General features: G+C 71.2%; 11 protein-coding genes. 10 read left to right on the top strand and 1 reads right to left on the bottom strand.

Annotated features, from left to right (window positions below):
- Nucleotides 1–9 precede the first annotated feature (9 nt).
- Entirely contained in the window at nucleotides 10–633 is a 624-nt protein-coding gene (locus AC1RAD_RS24395) for a Crp/Fnr family transcriptional regulator (protein ID WP_223301435.1), read from the bottom strand.
- Nucleotides 634–895: 262 nt separating this feature from the next.
- On the opposite strand from AC1RAD_RS24395, the gene AC1RAD_RS24390 reads away from it, so the two are divergent.
- The 10 genes from AC1RAD_RS24390 to AC1RAD_RS24345 all read left to right on the top strand — a co-directional run bounded on the left by AC1RAD_RS24390 (nucleotide 896) and on the right by AC1RAD_RS24345 (nucleotide 14,808).
- The gene (locus AC1RAD_RS24390; RefSeq protein ID WP_139704412.1) at nucleotides 896–1,957 is read left to right on the top strand and encodes a porin; all 1,062 of its coding nucleotides are present in this window, start codon (nucleotides 896–898) and stop codon (nucleotides 1,955–1,957) included.
- 23 nt (nucleotides 1,958–1,980) lie between these two features.
- Entirely contained in the window at nucleotides 1,981–4,092 is a 2,112-nt protein-coding gene (locus AC1RAD_RS24385; RefSeq protein WP_492738088.1) for an acetate--CoA ligase family protein, read from the top strand.
- A gap of 29 nt (nucleotides 4,093–4,121) precedes the next feature.
- On the top strand, nucleotides 4,122–5,123 hold the full coding sequence (locus tag AC1RAD_RS24380; RefSeq protein ID WP_492737652.1) for a Bug family tripartite tricarboxylate transporter substrate binding protein: 1,002 nt from the start codon (nucleotides 4,122–4,124) through the stop codon (nucleotides 5,121–5,123).
- 45 nt (nucleotides 5,124–5,168) lie between these two features.
- On the top strand, nucleotides 5,169–6,557 hold the full coding sequence (locus AC1RAD_RS24375) for a DUF1254 domain-containing protein (protein ID WP_492737650.1): 1,389 nt from the start codon (nucleotides 5,169–5,171) through the stop codon (nucleotides 6,555–6,557).
- A 5-nt stretch (nucleotides 6,558–6,562) separates the two neighbouring features.
- Nucleotides 6,563–7,897 carry a DUF1254 domain-containing protein gene (locus tag AC1RAD_RS24370; protein ID WP_492737648.1) on the top strand — a complete coding sequence of 445 codons (1,335 nt, stop codon included), beginning with the start codon at nucleotides 6,563–6,565 and terminating at the stop codon, nucleotides 7,895–7,897.
- Nucleotides 7,894–9,168, top strand: a complete 1,275-nt coding sequence (locus AC1RAD_RS24365) for an alkyl sulfatase dimerization domain-containing protein (protein ID WP_492737646.1) — start codon at nucleotides 7,894–7,896, stop codon at nucleotides 9,166–9,168. The genes AC1RAD_RS24370 and AC1RAD_RS24365 overlap by 4 nt, the downstream gene beginning before the upstream one ends.
- Nucleotides 9,169–9,193: 25 nt before the next feature.
- Nucleotides 9,194–10,192, top strand: coding sequence for a Bug family tripartite tricarboxylate transporter substrate binding protein (locus tag AC1RAD_RS24360; RefSeq protein WP_492737644.1), 999 nt, complete (start codon nucleotides 9,194–9,196; stop codon nucleotides 10,190–10,192).
- A 126-nt stretch (nucleotides 10,193–10,318) separates the two neighbouring features.
- Complete coding sequence (locus AC1RAD_RS24355; RefSeq protein WP_062479263.1) at nucleotides 10,319–11,281, top strand: helix-turn-helix domain-containing protein; 963 nt, start codon at nucleotides 10,319–10,321, stop codon at nucleotides 11,279–11,281.
- A 69-nt stretch (nucleotides 11,282–11,350) separates the two neighbouring features.
- Nucleotides 11,351–13,660, top strand: a complete 2,310-nt coding sequence (gene tynA / locus AC1RAD_RS24350) for a primary-amine oxidase (RefSeq protein ID WP_492737642.1) — start codon at nucleotides 11,351–11,353, stop codon at nucleotides 13,658–13,660.
- Nucleotides 13,657–14,808 carry a serine hydrolase domain-containing protein gene (locus tag AC1RAD_RS24345; RefSeq protein WP_492737640.1) on the top strand — a complete coding sequence of 384 codons (1,152 nt, stop codon included), beginning with the start codon at nucleotides 13,657–13,659 and terminating at the stop codon, nucleotides 14,806–14,808. Before tynA ends, AC1RAD_RS24345 begins: the two co-directional genes overlap by 4 nt.
- Nucleotides 14,809–14,832 lie beyond the last annotated feature (24 nt).

Here is a 14,832-nt window from a genome sequence, read left to right as displayed (position 1 = left end):
GCGCGCCGCTCACTGCGGCCCGGTGCCCGTCGCGATGACCGCGAGCTGGTCGGGGTCCACGATGCGGATGCGCTTGTAGCTCATGTCGATCACGCCTTCCGCGACCAGCCGCCCCAGCTCCTTGTTGATGGTCTGGCGCGACAGCCCCAGCATCGCCGCGAGGTCGTTCTGCGACAGCCGCACCGGCAGGCTCGCGGCGGCCTCCACCTGCATGCCGTAGAAGTGGATCACGCTCATCAGCGTGGCGGCCACGCGCCCGCGCACCGAGTTCAGCATCTGGTTCTGCAGCAGCACCACGCTCAGCCGCTGGCGCTTCAGGCCCAGCCGGGCCACGCCGCGCCACAGCGCGGGCTCGGCGTCGAGCACCGCGATCACGGCGTCGCTGGGCAGGTGGACGATCACCGAGTCTTCGTGCGCGTGGTAGTCGTAGGGCAGCGGCACGTCCTCGAGCAGGCGCACCAGCGGCGCCACCTGGCCGGGCCCGAGCAGCGCGTTGACGTACTTGCGCCCCTGCGGGCTCATGCTGCTGATTTCCAGGCAGCCTGACACCACCGCCAGCAGCTCGCGCTTGTGGCGGTCGCGCGCCAGCACCTGCGTGCGGCGGCGGTAGCGCACCAGCCGCGCCGACTTCATGAGCTCGGCGCGGCGCGCGTCGGGCCATTGGGAGAACAGCTCGTTCCAGCGCAGCGCGCGGTCGAGCAGCTCGGCGCTGTCTTCGGCGTCGGGAGGGGGGGTTGCAGGTGGTCGGGTCAGCGGGTTCTCCCTGCCCTGGTGTTCACGAATCTGTCAAAGCGTTGACAGATTCGGGGGCCCTTCATTTCTATCGTAAGCCCCGGACATCGACAAGCACACAGGCGGCACCGCCTAGCGGCTCGCCACACCGGAGACAACCCAAATGAAGAAGACAGCCACCGCGGCCCTCGCGCTCGCGGCCTGCGCCCTTGCGTCCGCGCAAAGCACCGTGAGCGTCTACGGCACGCTCGACCTGTACGTGGCGCACGCCAGGTCGGGCCCCGCCTCCTCCACGCGGCTGGAGGACGGCGGCCAGACCGCCTCGCGCATCGGCTTTCGCGGCACCGAGGACCTGGGCGGCGGCCTGGGCGCGCACTTCACGCTGGAGAGCGGCTTTGCGCCCGACACCGGCAACGGCACGCTGCCCGGCCCCGCGATGTCGTTCAGCCGGCAGTCCTTCGTCGGGTTCTCGGCGCCGTGGGGACAGATCGACGCGGGCCGCATGTACACGCCGATGTTCTACGCGCTGTTCAAGGCCGACCCCTACGGCCTGAACTCGGTGTTCTCGCCCATCAACCTGGTGGCGGCCACCGACGCGCAGCCGGGCCTCACGCCCTTCGCGGCCCGCGCCAGCAACATGGTGCGCTACCGCACGCCGGCCAGCATGGAGTTCTTTGCCGACCTGGCCTACGCGCCGGGCGAATCGAGCGCGCCGAGCCACCAGAGCGGCAACGTCTACGGCGGCAACATCGGCTGGGCGCGCAAGCCCTACTACATCGCCTACGCCTTCCAGCGCGCGCGCTCGGGCTCGGCGGCGGCGCCCGTGGCCTCGCCCGCCACCACGACCTACCAGGCGCTGACCGGCTCCTACGAGCTGCCCTCGATCGGTCTGCAGCTGTACGCCAGCTACGTGCGCAACGCCTCGAGCCTGCCCAACGTGCCGACCGCGAAGCTCGTGAACCTGGGCGCCACCTACAACGTGACGCCGGCCTCGAACCTGATCTTCGGCGCCACGCAGCGCAAGGTGGCCGAGAGCGAACGCTCGCAGCTGGCCTGGACGCTGGGCTACGACTACTACCTGAGCAAACGCACCGTGGTCTATGCGCGCTGGCTGCGCCTGCTGAACCGGCACGGCGCCTCGGCCTCGCTCGCGACCATCCCGGTGGTGGCCAACAGCGGCAACGACGTGCGCGTGCTCGCCACCGGCATCCGCCACAACTTCTGACTTCCGAACCCTCCGCCATGCCCATGGACTTCTTTTCTTCGCAAGCCGAATCCCTCTCAGCGCTGTTCGCGCCGCGTGCCATCGCGGTGGTCGGCGCCTCGTCCAACGCGCAGAAGATCGGCGGCATTCCCGTCGACTACCAGCGCCGCTTCGGCTTCGAGGGCGCGCTCTACCCGGTCAACCCGAACGCCGACCGCATCCAGGACCTGCCGGCCTTCCCCAGCCTGCGCGCCATCGGCCAGCCGGTGGACCTGGCCATCCTCGCGGTGCCGTCGGCGCTGGTCGACGGCGCGCTCGACGACGCCATCGCGGCGGGCGTGAAGGGCGTGGTGCTGTTCTCCTCGGGCTTTGCCGAAGTGGGCGCCGAGGGCGCCGCGGCGCAGGCGCGGCTGGGCGACAAGGCGCGTGCCGCGGGCGTGCGGCTGGTCGGCCCCAACTGCCTGGGCTTCATGAACATCGCGCGCCACGTGTACGCCACCTTCTCGCCGGCGCCCGGCGTGGGCCGCGTGATGCCGGGACGCATCGGGCTGGTGAGCCAGTCGGGCGCGTTCGGCGCCTATGCCTACGCGATGGCGCGGGCGCGCGGCGTCGGCCTGTCGCTGTGGGCCACCACCGGCAACGAGGCCGACGTGCAGGTTGCCGACTGCCTGGCCTGGCTCGCGCAGGACCCCGACACCGACGTGATCATGGCCTACATGGAAGGCTGTCGCGACGGCCCCCGCCTGCGCGCGGCGCTGGCCCTGGCGCAGGCCAACGGCAAGCCGGTGGTGATGGTCAAGGTCGGGCGCACCGCGCTGGGCGCCGAGGCCGCGGCCTCGCACACCGCCGCGCTGGCGGGCGACGACGCGGTGTACGACGCGGTGTTCCGCCAGTACGGCGTGCTGCGCGCGCGCAACCTCACGGAGTTCTTCGACCTGGCCCACAGCGCCGCCGTGGCGGGCCGCCCGCGCGACCGCTCGATCGGCCTGTTCACGCTCTCGGGCGGCGTCGGCGCGCTGATGGCCGACGAGGCCTCGGCCCAGGGCCTGGACGCCCGGCCGCTGAGCGAGGCTGCGCAGGACACGCTGCGCCGTTGGGTGCCCTTCGCGGCGCCGCGCAACCCGGTCGACATCACGGGCCAGGTCACCAACGACATGACGCTGATCGATCGCACGGCGCGCGTGATGCTGGACGACCAGGGCTTCGCCTCGTGGATGGGCTTCCTGGCCGCCGCGGGCGCGTCGGACGCGTTCTGGCCGGTGCTGCGCTCGTTGGTGGCGTCGTTGCGCGAGGCCTATCCCGACACGCTGCTGGCGGTGAGCACGCTGCTGACGCCACAGCGCCGCGCCGAACTCGAGGCCATGCGCTGCCTGGTGTTCGCCGACCCGTCGGACGGCATCCGCACGATCGCCGCGCTGGCGGGGCTGAAGCCTGCGGCTGCGGTGGCTGCAACGCCCGCATCGACCAAGGCGCCTTTGACGCTCGCGCCCGGCACGATGTCCGAGCCCGACGCGCTCGCGCTGCTGGCCGGCGCCGGCGTGCCCGTGGTCGCGCACCGCGTGGTGCGCAGCGCCGACGAAGCGGCGGCCGCCGCCGAGGCGCTCGGCGAGGCGGTGGTGGTGAAGATCGTCAGCGCCGACATCCCGCACAAGTCGGACGTCGGCGGCGTGGCGCTCGGGCTGCGCGGCGCGGCGCAGGCGCGCGCGGCCTTCGAGCGCACGCGCGACCTCGCACTCACGGCACGGCCCGAGGCGCGGCTCGACGGCGCGCTGGTGGCGCGCATGCTGAGCGGCGGCGTCGAGTGCATCGCGGGCGTGCACCGCGACCCGGTGTTCGGGCCGGTGCTGATGTTCGGCCTGGGCGGCATCCACGTCGAGACGCTGCGCGACGTGTCGCTGCGCGCACTGCCGATCACGCGCGACGACGCACTGGCCATGGTGCGCGAGCTGCGCGCCTTCGCGATCCTGAACGGCGCACGCGGCCGGCCGCCGGTCGACCTCGATTCGATCGCCGACGCGCTGTGCGCGCTGGCCGACTTCGCGCAGCGCGCAGGCGACTCGCTCGACAGCGCCGAGATCAACCCGCTGATCGCGCGCCCGCAGGCCGAGGGCGGCTGCGTGGCGGTCGACGCGCTGGTCGTCGGCCGCGCACGCTGAAGAACGACAACAACCACCGGAGACATCGCATGACGACGACATCGAAGAACGGACTCGGGCGCGCACTCGGCGCGGGCGCGGCACTGGTGCTCGCCGCAAGCGCGGCGGCGGCAGCCACGGAGGCGCCCTTCCCCTCCAAGCCCGTGCGCATCATCGTGCAGTACCAGGCGGGCGGCTCGACCGACATCCTCGCGCGGCTCGTGGCCGAGGGCCTGTCCAAGCGGCTGGGCCAGCCGGTGGTGGTCGAGAACCGCAGCGGCGCGGGCGGCATCATCGGCACCGACTACGTCGCCAAGAGCCCGCCCGACGGCCACACGCTGCTGCTCACGGTGCCGGGCCCCGTCACGGCGAACCTGGTGCTCTACAGCAAGCTGCCTTACGACCCGCGCACCGACCTGCGCATGGTGTCGGACATCGCCACCACGCGCACCGTGCTGGCGGTGCACCCGTCGGTGCCGGCCACCGACTTCAAGAGCCTGATCGCCGCCGCGAAGGCCGCGCCCGGCAAATACTCGATGGGCTCGTGGGGCCCGGGCACGCAGCCGCACCAGGTGCAGGTCTACATGGACAAAGCCTACGGCCTGCAGACGATGCACGTGCCCTACAAGGGCGAGAGCCCGATGGCGATCGACCTGATCGGCGGCGTGATCCAGATGACCGTGGGCTCGGTCACCACGCTGCAGCCGTACATCAAGGCCGGCAAGCTGCGCCCGCTGGCCGTGGCCGGCCCCCGGCGCGCCCGCGCGCTGCCCGACGTGCCCACCTTCGCCGAGCAGGGCTATGCCGACGAGGTCTACGCCATGACCGGCCCGACCTCGCTGATGGCGCCGGCCAAGACGCCCGACGCCATCGTCGAGCGCCTGGGCCGCGAGGTCAGCGCGGTGGTGCGCCAGCCCGAGGTGAGCCGGCGCATCGAGGAGCTCGGCGCCGAGCCCGTGGGCAACCTGCCGCCCGAGGCCGCCGCGGCCTACAAGGCCTTCCTGCCCGTGACGCTGAAGCTCACGCAGGCCACGGGCGTGAAGCTCGACTGAACCGCCTTCCCCCTCCCCTTTTTTTCGAACCCCGAGGTCTTTCCCATGAACGCTCCCGCTCCCGTGCCCGACATCGCCGCCGCCCGCAAGGCGCTCGCCCGTTCCATCGGCCTGGCCGCCTTCGTCTACGGCTATCCGCTCACCGAGACCTACCGCACCTGCGCCATGCAGACCGCGCCGCGCGCCGAACGCCGCAGCGGCGCCTCGGCCGGCTCCGATGTGCGCGCGCCGCTGAACACGCTGCACCACGCGCCGCGCCCGTCCACCCACGAAGACCGCGACGTGGTCACGCCCGCCAACGACCTGCTCTACACCATGGCCTGGCTGCACCTGGCGCACGGGCCGATGCTGCTCACCGTGCCCGCGTCGGCGCGCCACCCGGGGCGCTACTTCGTGCTGCCGCTGTACGACGCCTACACCGAGAACTTCGAGAACCTGGGCCCGCGCAACTGCAACCCCGAGGGCGAGACCGTGGTGCTCGTGGGCCCCGGCGGCACCGTGCCGGAATCGCTTGCCGGCCACCGCGTGGTGCGCTGCCCGACCGACCTGGTCTGGCTCATCGGCCGCATCCTGGTGGGCGACGAGAGCGACTGGCCGGCCGCGCGCGCGCTGCAGGCGGAGATCCAGCTGACACCCGCGCCCGGCACCGTGCTGCAGGGCCGCCCGTCCGCCATCGAGCAGTGGGCCGGCCCGCACGAGGACGCCATGGCCGCCGCCTTCGAGCACGGCGAGCCGGCCGCAGACGTGGCGCCGCGCTTCTTCACCAACGTGTGCCATGCACTGGCCGAGGCGCCGGGCCGCGTGGAAGACCGCGGCCTCGTGGCGTGGTTCGGCCAGGGCGGGCTGCTGGCGAACGCCGCGTTCTCGTGGGACGCACTCGAAGCGCCGCTGCGCGAAGGCCTGATCGAAGGCTTCGCCGAGGGCGTGCAGCTGGTCGGCGCGGTGGGCCGCAACCGCCGGCCCAAGCCCTGGTCGATGACGCCGGCCACCGGCCGCTACGGCAACGAGTTCCTCGGCCGCGCACGCACCGCCTACCTGGGCCTGGGCGCGCTGGCCACCAGCGAGGCGGTGTACGCCGCCGCACACCACGATGCCACGCAGGAACCGCTGGACGGCCAGCGCCGCTACACGATGCGCTTCGAGGCCGGCGACCTGCCGCCCGCCGACGCCTTCTGGTCGGTCACGCTGTACGACAGCGACCGTTTTCTCTACCCCAACGACATCCGCCGCCACGCCATCGGCGACCGCACGCCCGGGCTGAAGCGCAACGCCGACGGCAGCCTCGAGCTGGCGGTGAGCCACGCACGCCCCGCCGACGCCGCCAACTGGCTGCCCGCGCCGGCCGGGCGCTTCTACCTGATCCTGCGCATGTACTACCCGCGCGAGGGCGTGCAGGGCTGGCGCATCCCGGCGCTGCAGGCACAACAGGGCTGAGCACGATGCAACCGCACACCGACACCCTTCACGCCCTGGCCGAAGAGGCCGTGGTCTACGCCTACCCGCTGTACGAGATGTGCCGCATGCGCGCGGCCACCTCGCCGCAGCGCACCGACACCGCCGGCGAAGCGCCCAAGCCGCTGCGCTGGTGCAACGTGTTCACGCACGCGCGCCAGCTGCTGGGCGCGGGCAAGAGCCGCGTCGTCACGCCGAACAACGACACGCTCTACACCAACGCCTGGCTCGACCTGGGCGAGGGCCCGCTCGTGATCGACGTGCCCGACACGGCCGGGCGCTACTACGTGCTGGGCCTGCTCGACTTCTTCACCAACCCCTTCGCCCACCTGGGGCAGCGCCTCACGGGCACGGCGGCGCGCGCCTTCGTGGTCACGCCGCCGGGATGGCGCGGCACGCTGCCCGCGGCCTTCGACGCGCCGGGCGCGCGCATCGAGGCGCCCACGCGCTGGCTGTGGATCATCGGGCGCCTGCTGGTCGACGGCCCGCAGGACGTGCCCGCCGTCAACGCCTTGCAAGACGGCTTTCTCGTGCGCACGCTGGCCGACTGGGAGGCCGGCCGCCGCTCGGCGCCGCGCGCCTTCGACCCGGCCTGCGATCCGAAGGCACCGCTCACCGCCGAGCACTTCGCCGCGCAGGTGAACGCGGCGCTGCGCGACAACGCACCGCCGGCTGACGATGCCGCGCGGCTCGCGCGCTATGCATCGCTCGGCATCGGGCCCGGCGCGAGCCCACTCGACGACGGCCAGCGCGCCGCACTGCAGGCCGCGCTCGACACCGTGCTGCCACGGCTGCGCGAGGCGCAGTCGGGCCGCACCACGGCCTCGGGCTGGGTGCAGATGCCGCTCGTGGAAGGTTCCTTCGGCGACGACCACCTGGCGCGCGCGCTGATCGCGCTCAAGTACATCGGCATGCTCGAAAGCCGCGAGGCCACCTACCCGATGGCCTGGCACGACGCCGCCGGCGAGGCCCTCACCGGCCAGCGCCGCTACACGCTGCGCTTCGCGCCCGACGCACTGCCGCCGGTCGACGCCTTCTGGTCGCTCACGATGTACGACACGCGCGACTACATGCTGGTCGACAACCCGATCGACCGCTACGCCGTCGGCGACCGCACGCCGGGGCTGCGGCGCGACGCGGACGGCGGGCTCACGCTGCACATCCAGCACGCACGCCCCGAAGGCGAGGCCGCATTCGCCAACTGGCTGCCGGCGCCCGAAGGCAGCTTCTACCTGTGCCTGCGCGCCTACGTGCCGCGCGCCGACCTGCTCGACGGCCGCTACCAGCTGCCGCCCCTCACCGTCACCAAGGATTCCGCATGAGCGCCACCGCTGAAAAACCAAAAGCAACCGAAGAAGAAAAGCCCTTCCTCATCGTCGGCACCGGCACCGAGACCGTGGCGCCCGGCCTGCACATCCTGCGCGGACAAGGCCAATCGTTCGTGGCCGAGACCAACGTGGGCCTGGTCGTGATCGACGCCGGCCCGGGCGGCTCGGTGACGCAGGGCATGATCGACGCGCTGCGCCAGCTCAGCGACGCGCCGGTGCATGCGCTGTGCTTCAGCCACGGCCACATCGGCTACAACGCCGGCGTGCCGATGTGGCTGGCCCATGCCGCCGCGCGCGGCGATGCGCCGCCGCGCATCATTGCGCACCGCAACGTGCCGCGCCGCCTGGCGCGCTACCGCGAGACGCTGGCCCTGCAGCACCGCATGGCCGAGATCCAGTTCAACCGCCCCGCCGGCTTCTTCGACCACCGGCTGGTGACGCACCCGCCCACCGAGACCTTCGACGACGTGCTGCAGATCGGCAGCGGCGAGCGCCGCATCGAGCTGCGCTGGGCGCCCTCGGAAACCGACGACGCGATCGCGCTGTGGAGCCCGGCGCAGCGCGTGCTGTACGGCGGCGCGGCGCTGATCGACTCCATTCCCAACATCGGCACGCCCTTTCGCACGATGCGCGACACGGTGCGCTGGGCCGACACGCTGGAGACGCTGGCGGCATTGAAGCCGCGCAAGGCGGTGCGCGAATTCGGCGCCACGCTCGAGGGCGAAGACCAGGTGCAGCACGTGCTCGTGCACACGGCCCGTGCGCTGCGCTGGGTGCGCGCCGAGGTGGTGCGGCTCATGAACGAGGGGCTCAACGAGCGCGACATCCTGGCGCGCATCCGCTTTCCCGACGAGCTGTTCGCGGTCGAGTGGATGAAGCCCACCTACGGCGACCCGGGCTACATCGTGCGCGACATCTACCGCTCGGAGAACGGCTGGTGGGACCGCAACCCGACCTCGCTGCACCCGGCCGCGCCCGAGGCCATCGGCCGCGCGGTGGCCGACGCCATCACCGACAAGCGCGGCGTGATCGACCAGGCACGCGCGCTGGCTGCGGCCAAGCAGTGGCAGCTCGCGCTGCACGTGATCGACCTGCTGGCCACCGCCGAGGGCGAGGCCAGCGAGATCGCCGAGGCGCGCTCGCTCAAGGCCGAATGGCTGCGCGAGCGGGCACGCGAAGTGCCCAGTTACGTCTCGCGCAACCTGTATCGCGTGGGCGCGGACATGATCGAACAAGGCACGCAGGCGCGCTTCGGCATCCGCTGAAGCCTTTCCATCGGAGACACGGACCATGACAACGACAACACCATTCCGCTTCGGCCTGCGCACGCTGCTGGCCGCCTGCTCCCTGGCCGCACTGGCAACGGCCAGCCACGCACAACAGACCGACAGCTACCCCGACAAGCCCGTGACGCTGGTGGTGCCCACCGCGGCGGCCGGCGGCACCGACACCATCGCGCGGCTGATCGGCGACGGCCTCGGCAAGATCCTGAAGCAGCCCTTCGTGGTCGACAACCGCCCGGGCGCCAACGGCATCCTCGGCAGCGAGGTGGTGGCGCGTTCCACGCCCGACGGCTACCGGCTGCTGTTCACCTACGCCGCGACGATGGTGGTGAACCCCAGCCTCTACAAGAAGCTGCCCTACGACCCGCTGAAGGACTTCGTGCCCATCGCCCAGGTCGGGCGCGGCGGCAACCTGCTGCTGGTGCGCAAGGACCTGCCGGTGAAGACGATCCAGGAGTTCGTCGCCTACGCCAAGGCGCGGCCCGACAAGCTCAGCTACTGCTCGTGGGGCAACGGCTCGGGCGGCCACCTGGCGATGGAAAGCCTGAAGAAGCAGGCCGGCCTCGTCATGACGCACGTGCCCTACAAGGGCAGCGGCCCCTGCGTGCAGGACCTCGTGGGCGGCCAGGTCGATGCGGCCTTCGCCGACATCTCCTCGACCGTGGAGATCGTGCGCGCCGGGCGCATCCGGGCGCTGGCCAACAGCGGCCCCTCGCGCATCCCGATGCTGCCCGACGTGCCGACCATGACCGAGAGCGGCTACCCCTTCACCACATACGCCTGGTACGGCCTGCTGGCACCGGCCAAGACGCCGCCGGCCGTCGTGAAGAAGCTCAACGAGGCCGTGAACCAGGTGCTGCGCGACCCCGCGGTGGTGCGCCGCATGTACGAGCTGAACTTCAACGACCTGCCGCAGAACACGCCCGAGCAGTTCACCGCCACGATCCGCAGCGACCTGCGCGACTGGGGCGCGCTGGTGAAGGACATCGGCCTGACGCTCGAATGACCGCCTGAGCGGCCCTGACCAAGGGTAAGCAACATGGTCGGCCGGCGGCGCTTCCCACACACTGCGCCGTGACAGGCACGGTTTCTGCTCATCGGCTGCGCGATGGCGACTGCGCCAGCGCGCACCATGACCGAGCTTCTTCACTTCAGCCGACAACTCACCGCCGAAGCCCAGGCGCAGGCCTCGGGCGTGGGCGCCTGGGACCAGCACTACGAGCAGCTGTCCAACGGCCGCTTCGAGGGGCTGGCCGAAGACCTGCACCTGGACTTCGTGCAGGTCTTCCACGAGCGCGCCAACCAGACCGTGCTGCAGCGCGGCCGGGGCCGCCCCGGCGCCATCGCCTTCGCGCTCACCGAGACGGCCGCCCCGGGCAGCTGGTACTGCGGCCACGACCTGGGCGGGCGCCAGCTCAGCGCGCTGCCGCCGCGGGGCGAGTTCGAGCTGCTGGCCGGCGCCGGCATGGACCTGATGGCCGTGTGCGTCGACACCGAACCGCTGGCGAAGCTGGCCACCACCCTGTTCGGCCCCGACTTCGAGCTGCGCATGCCGGCGCCCGCGCCGGTGCAGCACCCCGGCTTCGACGAAACCGCCTTCACCCGCCTGCTGGGCGCCGCCCTGTCGCTGGCGCGCGACAACCTCGCGCAGCTCGAACAGCCGGCCGCGCGCCACATGCTGTCGCTGTCGCTGGCCGACGCGGTGCTGCAGTGCATGGGCTCGAAGGCCTTCGAGGCCCGGCTGCCCGCCAGCACGGCGGCGCGGCGCCACATCGTGGCCAAGGCGCGCGAGTACATGCAGGCGCACGCCGACGAGCCCATCAGCGTGCCCGACCTGTGCGCGGCCACCGGCGTGTCGCGCCGCTCGCTGCAGTACGCCTTCGAGGACGTGCTGCACCTGAGCCCCGTCACCTACCTGCGCGTGATGCGCCTGAACCGCGTGCGCTGCGAGATGCAGGCCTGCCGCGACGACACCATCGGCGACATCGCCGCGCGCTGGGGCTTCTGGCACCTGTCGCGCTTTGCCATCGACTACGCGCGCCTGTTCGGCGAGCTGCCGTCCGCCACGCGCGCGCGGTGGTTTGCCAAATCTTGATAACGCCCGCGCCGGCGGCGCTCTTACCTTCGCGGTTGTCCACCACAACACGCGAAGAAGGATGCAGCCATGCGCAGCAGCTACCACCGAACGCCCGGCCGCGGCGCCGCACGGCGTCTCCTGGGCACCGCCCTGGCCTCTGCCCTGGCACTCGCCCTCGGCCCCCTGAGCACTGAGCCGGCCCGGGCCCACGGCGGCGCAGCCCACATGGTGCCGCTGAAGAAGACGGTGGAAGACTTCGGCGGCACACTGCGCTGGGACAGCTTTGCCAACGTGTTCACCGTGGCGCGCAACGGCACGCTGGTGCGCCTGAAGCCCGGCTCGAAGACGGCGCTGGTCAACGGCCAGCCGATGCAGCTGGACGTGCCCGTGGTCATGCGCAAGGGCGCGGCCTACGTGCCGCACGATTTCGTGAACCAGGTGTTCCAGTCCAGCCTGGACAAGACCTTCGTGGTCGAGCGCGTGCCCAACCCGCTGAACCCGCTCACCGAGGCCGAGATCCAGGCCACGCTCGAGGTGCTCAAGGCCTCGGGGCGCCACAAGGCCGGCCTGCGCTTCACCGAGATCAGCGTGAAGCGCCCGCCCAAGGACGAGGTCTGGAACTTCGCGCTCACCGGCCAGCCCGTGCGCGCGCCGCGCCAGGCGGCCTTCGTGGCGCTGGACGGCAAGAAGGTCATCGAGGGCACGGTCGATCTCGCGGCGCGCACGCTCACCGCGTGGAAGCCGATCGAGGGCGCGCACGGCATGGTGCTGCTGGACGACTTCGCCACCGTGCAGAGCGCCATCGAGGCCAGTCCCGACTACGCCAAGGCCCTCGCCACGCGCGGCATCGCCGACGTGAAGAAGGTGGTCGCCACGCCGCTCACCGTGGGCTACTTCGACGGCAAGGATTCGCTGCGCCAGGAAGACCGCCTGCTGAAGGTGGTGAGCTACCTGGACGTGGGCGACGGCAACTACTGGGCGCACCCCATCGAGGGCCTGGTGGCGGTGGTCGACCTGGAACAGAAGAAGGTCATCAAGATCGAGGACGGCGGCCTGGTGCCCGTGCCGCTCAAACCCACGCCCTACGACGGGCGCGACCGCGCGGCCACGCCCGCGCCCAAGCCGCTGGAGATCACCGAGCCCGAGGGCAAGAACTACACGATCACCGGCCACACGATGCACTGGCGCAACTGGGACTTCCACGTGCGGCTCGACTCGCGCGTGGGCCTGGTGCTCTCCACCGTCACCTACAACGACAAAGGCACGAAGCGCAAGGTGATGTACGAAGGCTCGCTGGGCGGCATGATCGTGCCCTACGGCGACCCCGACACCGGCTGGTACTTCAAGGCGTACCTCGACTCGGGCGAGTACGGCATGGGCACGCTCACCTCGCCCATCGAACCCAACAAGGACGCGCCGCAGAACGCCGTGCTGCTGGACGCCACGCTGGCCGACTACACCGGCGCGCCCACCAAGGTGCCGCGCGCCATCGCCGTCTTCGAACGCTATGCCAACCCCGAGTTCAAGCACCAGGAAATGGGCAAGCCCAACATCAGCACCGAGCGGCGCGAGCTGGTGGTGCGCTGGATCAGCACGGTGGGCAACTACGACTACCTGTTCGACTGGGTGTTCGCCGAGAACGGCACCATCGGCATCCACGCGGGCGCCACCGGCATCGAAGCGGTGAAGGGCGTGAAGGCGCGCACCATGCAGGACCCCACGGCCGCCGAGGACACGCGCTACGGCACGCTGCTGGACCACCACATCGTCGGCACCACGCACCAGCACATCTACAACTTCCGCCTCGACCTCGACGTGGACGGCGAGCAGAACACGCTCACCGAGGTCGACCCGGTGGTGCTGCCCAACACGCGCGGCGGTCCGCGCACCAGCACCATGCAGACGGTGCAGCGCACGGTGCGCACCGAGCAGCAGGCGGCGCAGAAGTTCGACCCCTCGACCATCCGCCTGCTGAGCAACCCGTCGCGCAACAACAAGGTCGGCAACCCGGTGTCGTACCAGCTGGTGCCGTACGCGGGCGGCACGCACCCGATTGCCAAGGGCGCCAACTTCGCGAAGGACGAGTGGATCAACCACCGCCTGAGCTTCATGGACCGCCAGCTCTGGGTGACGCGCTACGACCCCGAGGAGCTGTTCCCCGAAGGCAAGTACCCGAACCGCTCGAACAAGGACACGGGCCTGGGCCAGTTCACGGCCGACAACCAGGAGATCGTGAACACCGACAACGTGGTGTGGCTCACCACCGGCACCACGCACGTCGCGCGCGCCGAGGAATGGCCGATCATGCCGACCGAGTGGGTGCATGCGCTGCTCAAGCCCTGGAACTTCTTCGACGAGACGCCGACGCTGGGGCTGAACCGGCCTGCTGCGAAATGAGTGCGTCCGACGAGGCCATCGGCCGCTACGAAGACCTGATGACGCTGGCGCCCGCGCTGCAGGCGCCGACCTACCGCCAGATGGACCGGCTCTACGCGACGCGAGCGATCCGGCGCGGCACGCAGGTGCTTCCGCTGCCCGAGGGCACACCGGTCGATGCGCAGCGCTTCGGCATCGACGGCTTCATGGCGCGCAACCACACGGCCGGCCTGCTGGTGATCAAGGACGACCACGTCGTGCTCGAGCGCTACGCCATGGGCAACGACGCGACGACGAAGTGGCTGTCGTTCTCGGTCGCGAAGTCGCTGACCTCCACGCTGGTCGGCGCGGCCGTGCAGGACGGCCACATCGCCAGCCTCGACGACCCGGTGGTGCGCTACCTCCCCGCATTGAGTGGCTCGGCGTATGACGACGTGACGGTGAAGCAGGTGCTGCAGATGAGCTCGGGCGTGGCCTGGAACGAGGACTACCTCGACGCCGACTCCGACCGGCGCCAGCTGATGCGCGTGCAGCTCACGCGCGAAAAAGGCGCGGTGCTGAAGTTCATGGCGCAGCGCCAGCGCGTGGCACCGGCGGGCACGCGCTTCAACTACAGCACCGGCGAGACCTGCCTGGTCGGCGAGATCCTGGCCAGCGCGATCCGCCGGCCGATCAGCGACTACCTCTCGCAAAAGATCTGGGCGCCCTTCGGCATGGAGGCCGATGCCTACTGGCAGCTCGATGCGGTCGACGGCCAGGAGTTCACCGGCAGCGGCGTGAACGCCACGCTGCGCGACTTCGGGCGCTTCGGCCTTTTCGTGCTCGGCGGCGGCATGGCCGGCGGCCAGAAGGTGCTGCCCGACGGCTGGGTGGCCGATGCCACGCGCGTCGATGCATCGAGCCACCTCGCACCCGGCACGCTCGCGGGCTTCGAACCGATGGGGTACGGCTACCAGTGGTGGACCTTCCCGACCGGCGCGAAGGCGCTGCCCGAACTCGACGGCGGCCTGTTCGCCGCGCTCGGCATCTTCGGCCAGCAGGTCTACATCCATCCGAAGGAACGGCTCGTGGTCGCGATCCACAGCACGTGGCCCGCGCCGATCCATCCGCCGAGCCTGGTCGAGACCGATGCGCTGCTCGGCACGCTGACCGCCGCGCTGCGCACCTGAACAGAGCGTGGCGCACGCCACGCT

This window comes from Variovorax sp. GW823-FHT04B03 (genome assembly GCF_058796495.1).
Note: the sequence above shows the minus strand (reverse complement) of the source record. Positions and strands in the feature narration are given on the sequence as shown.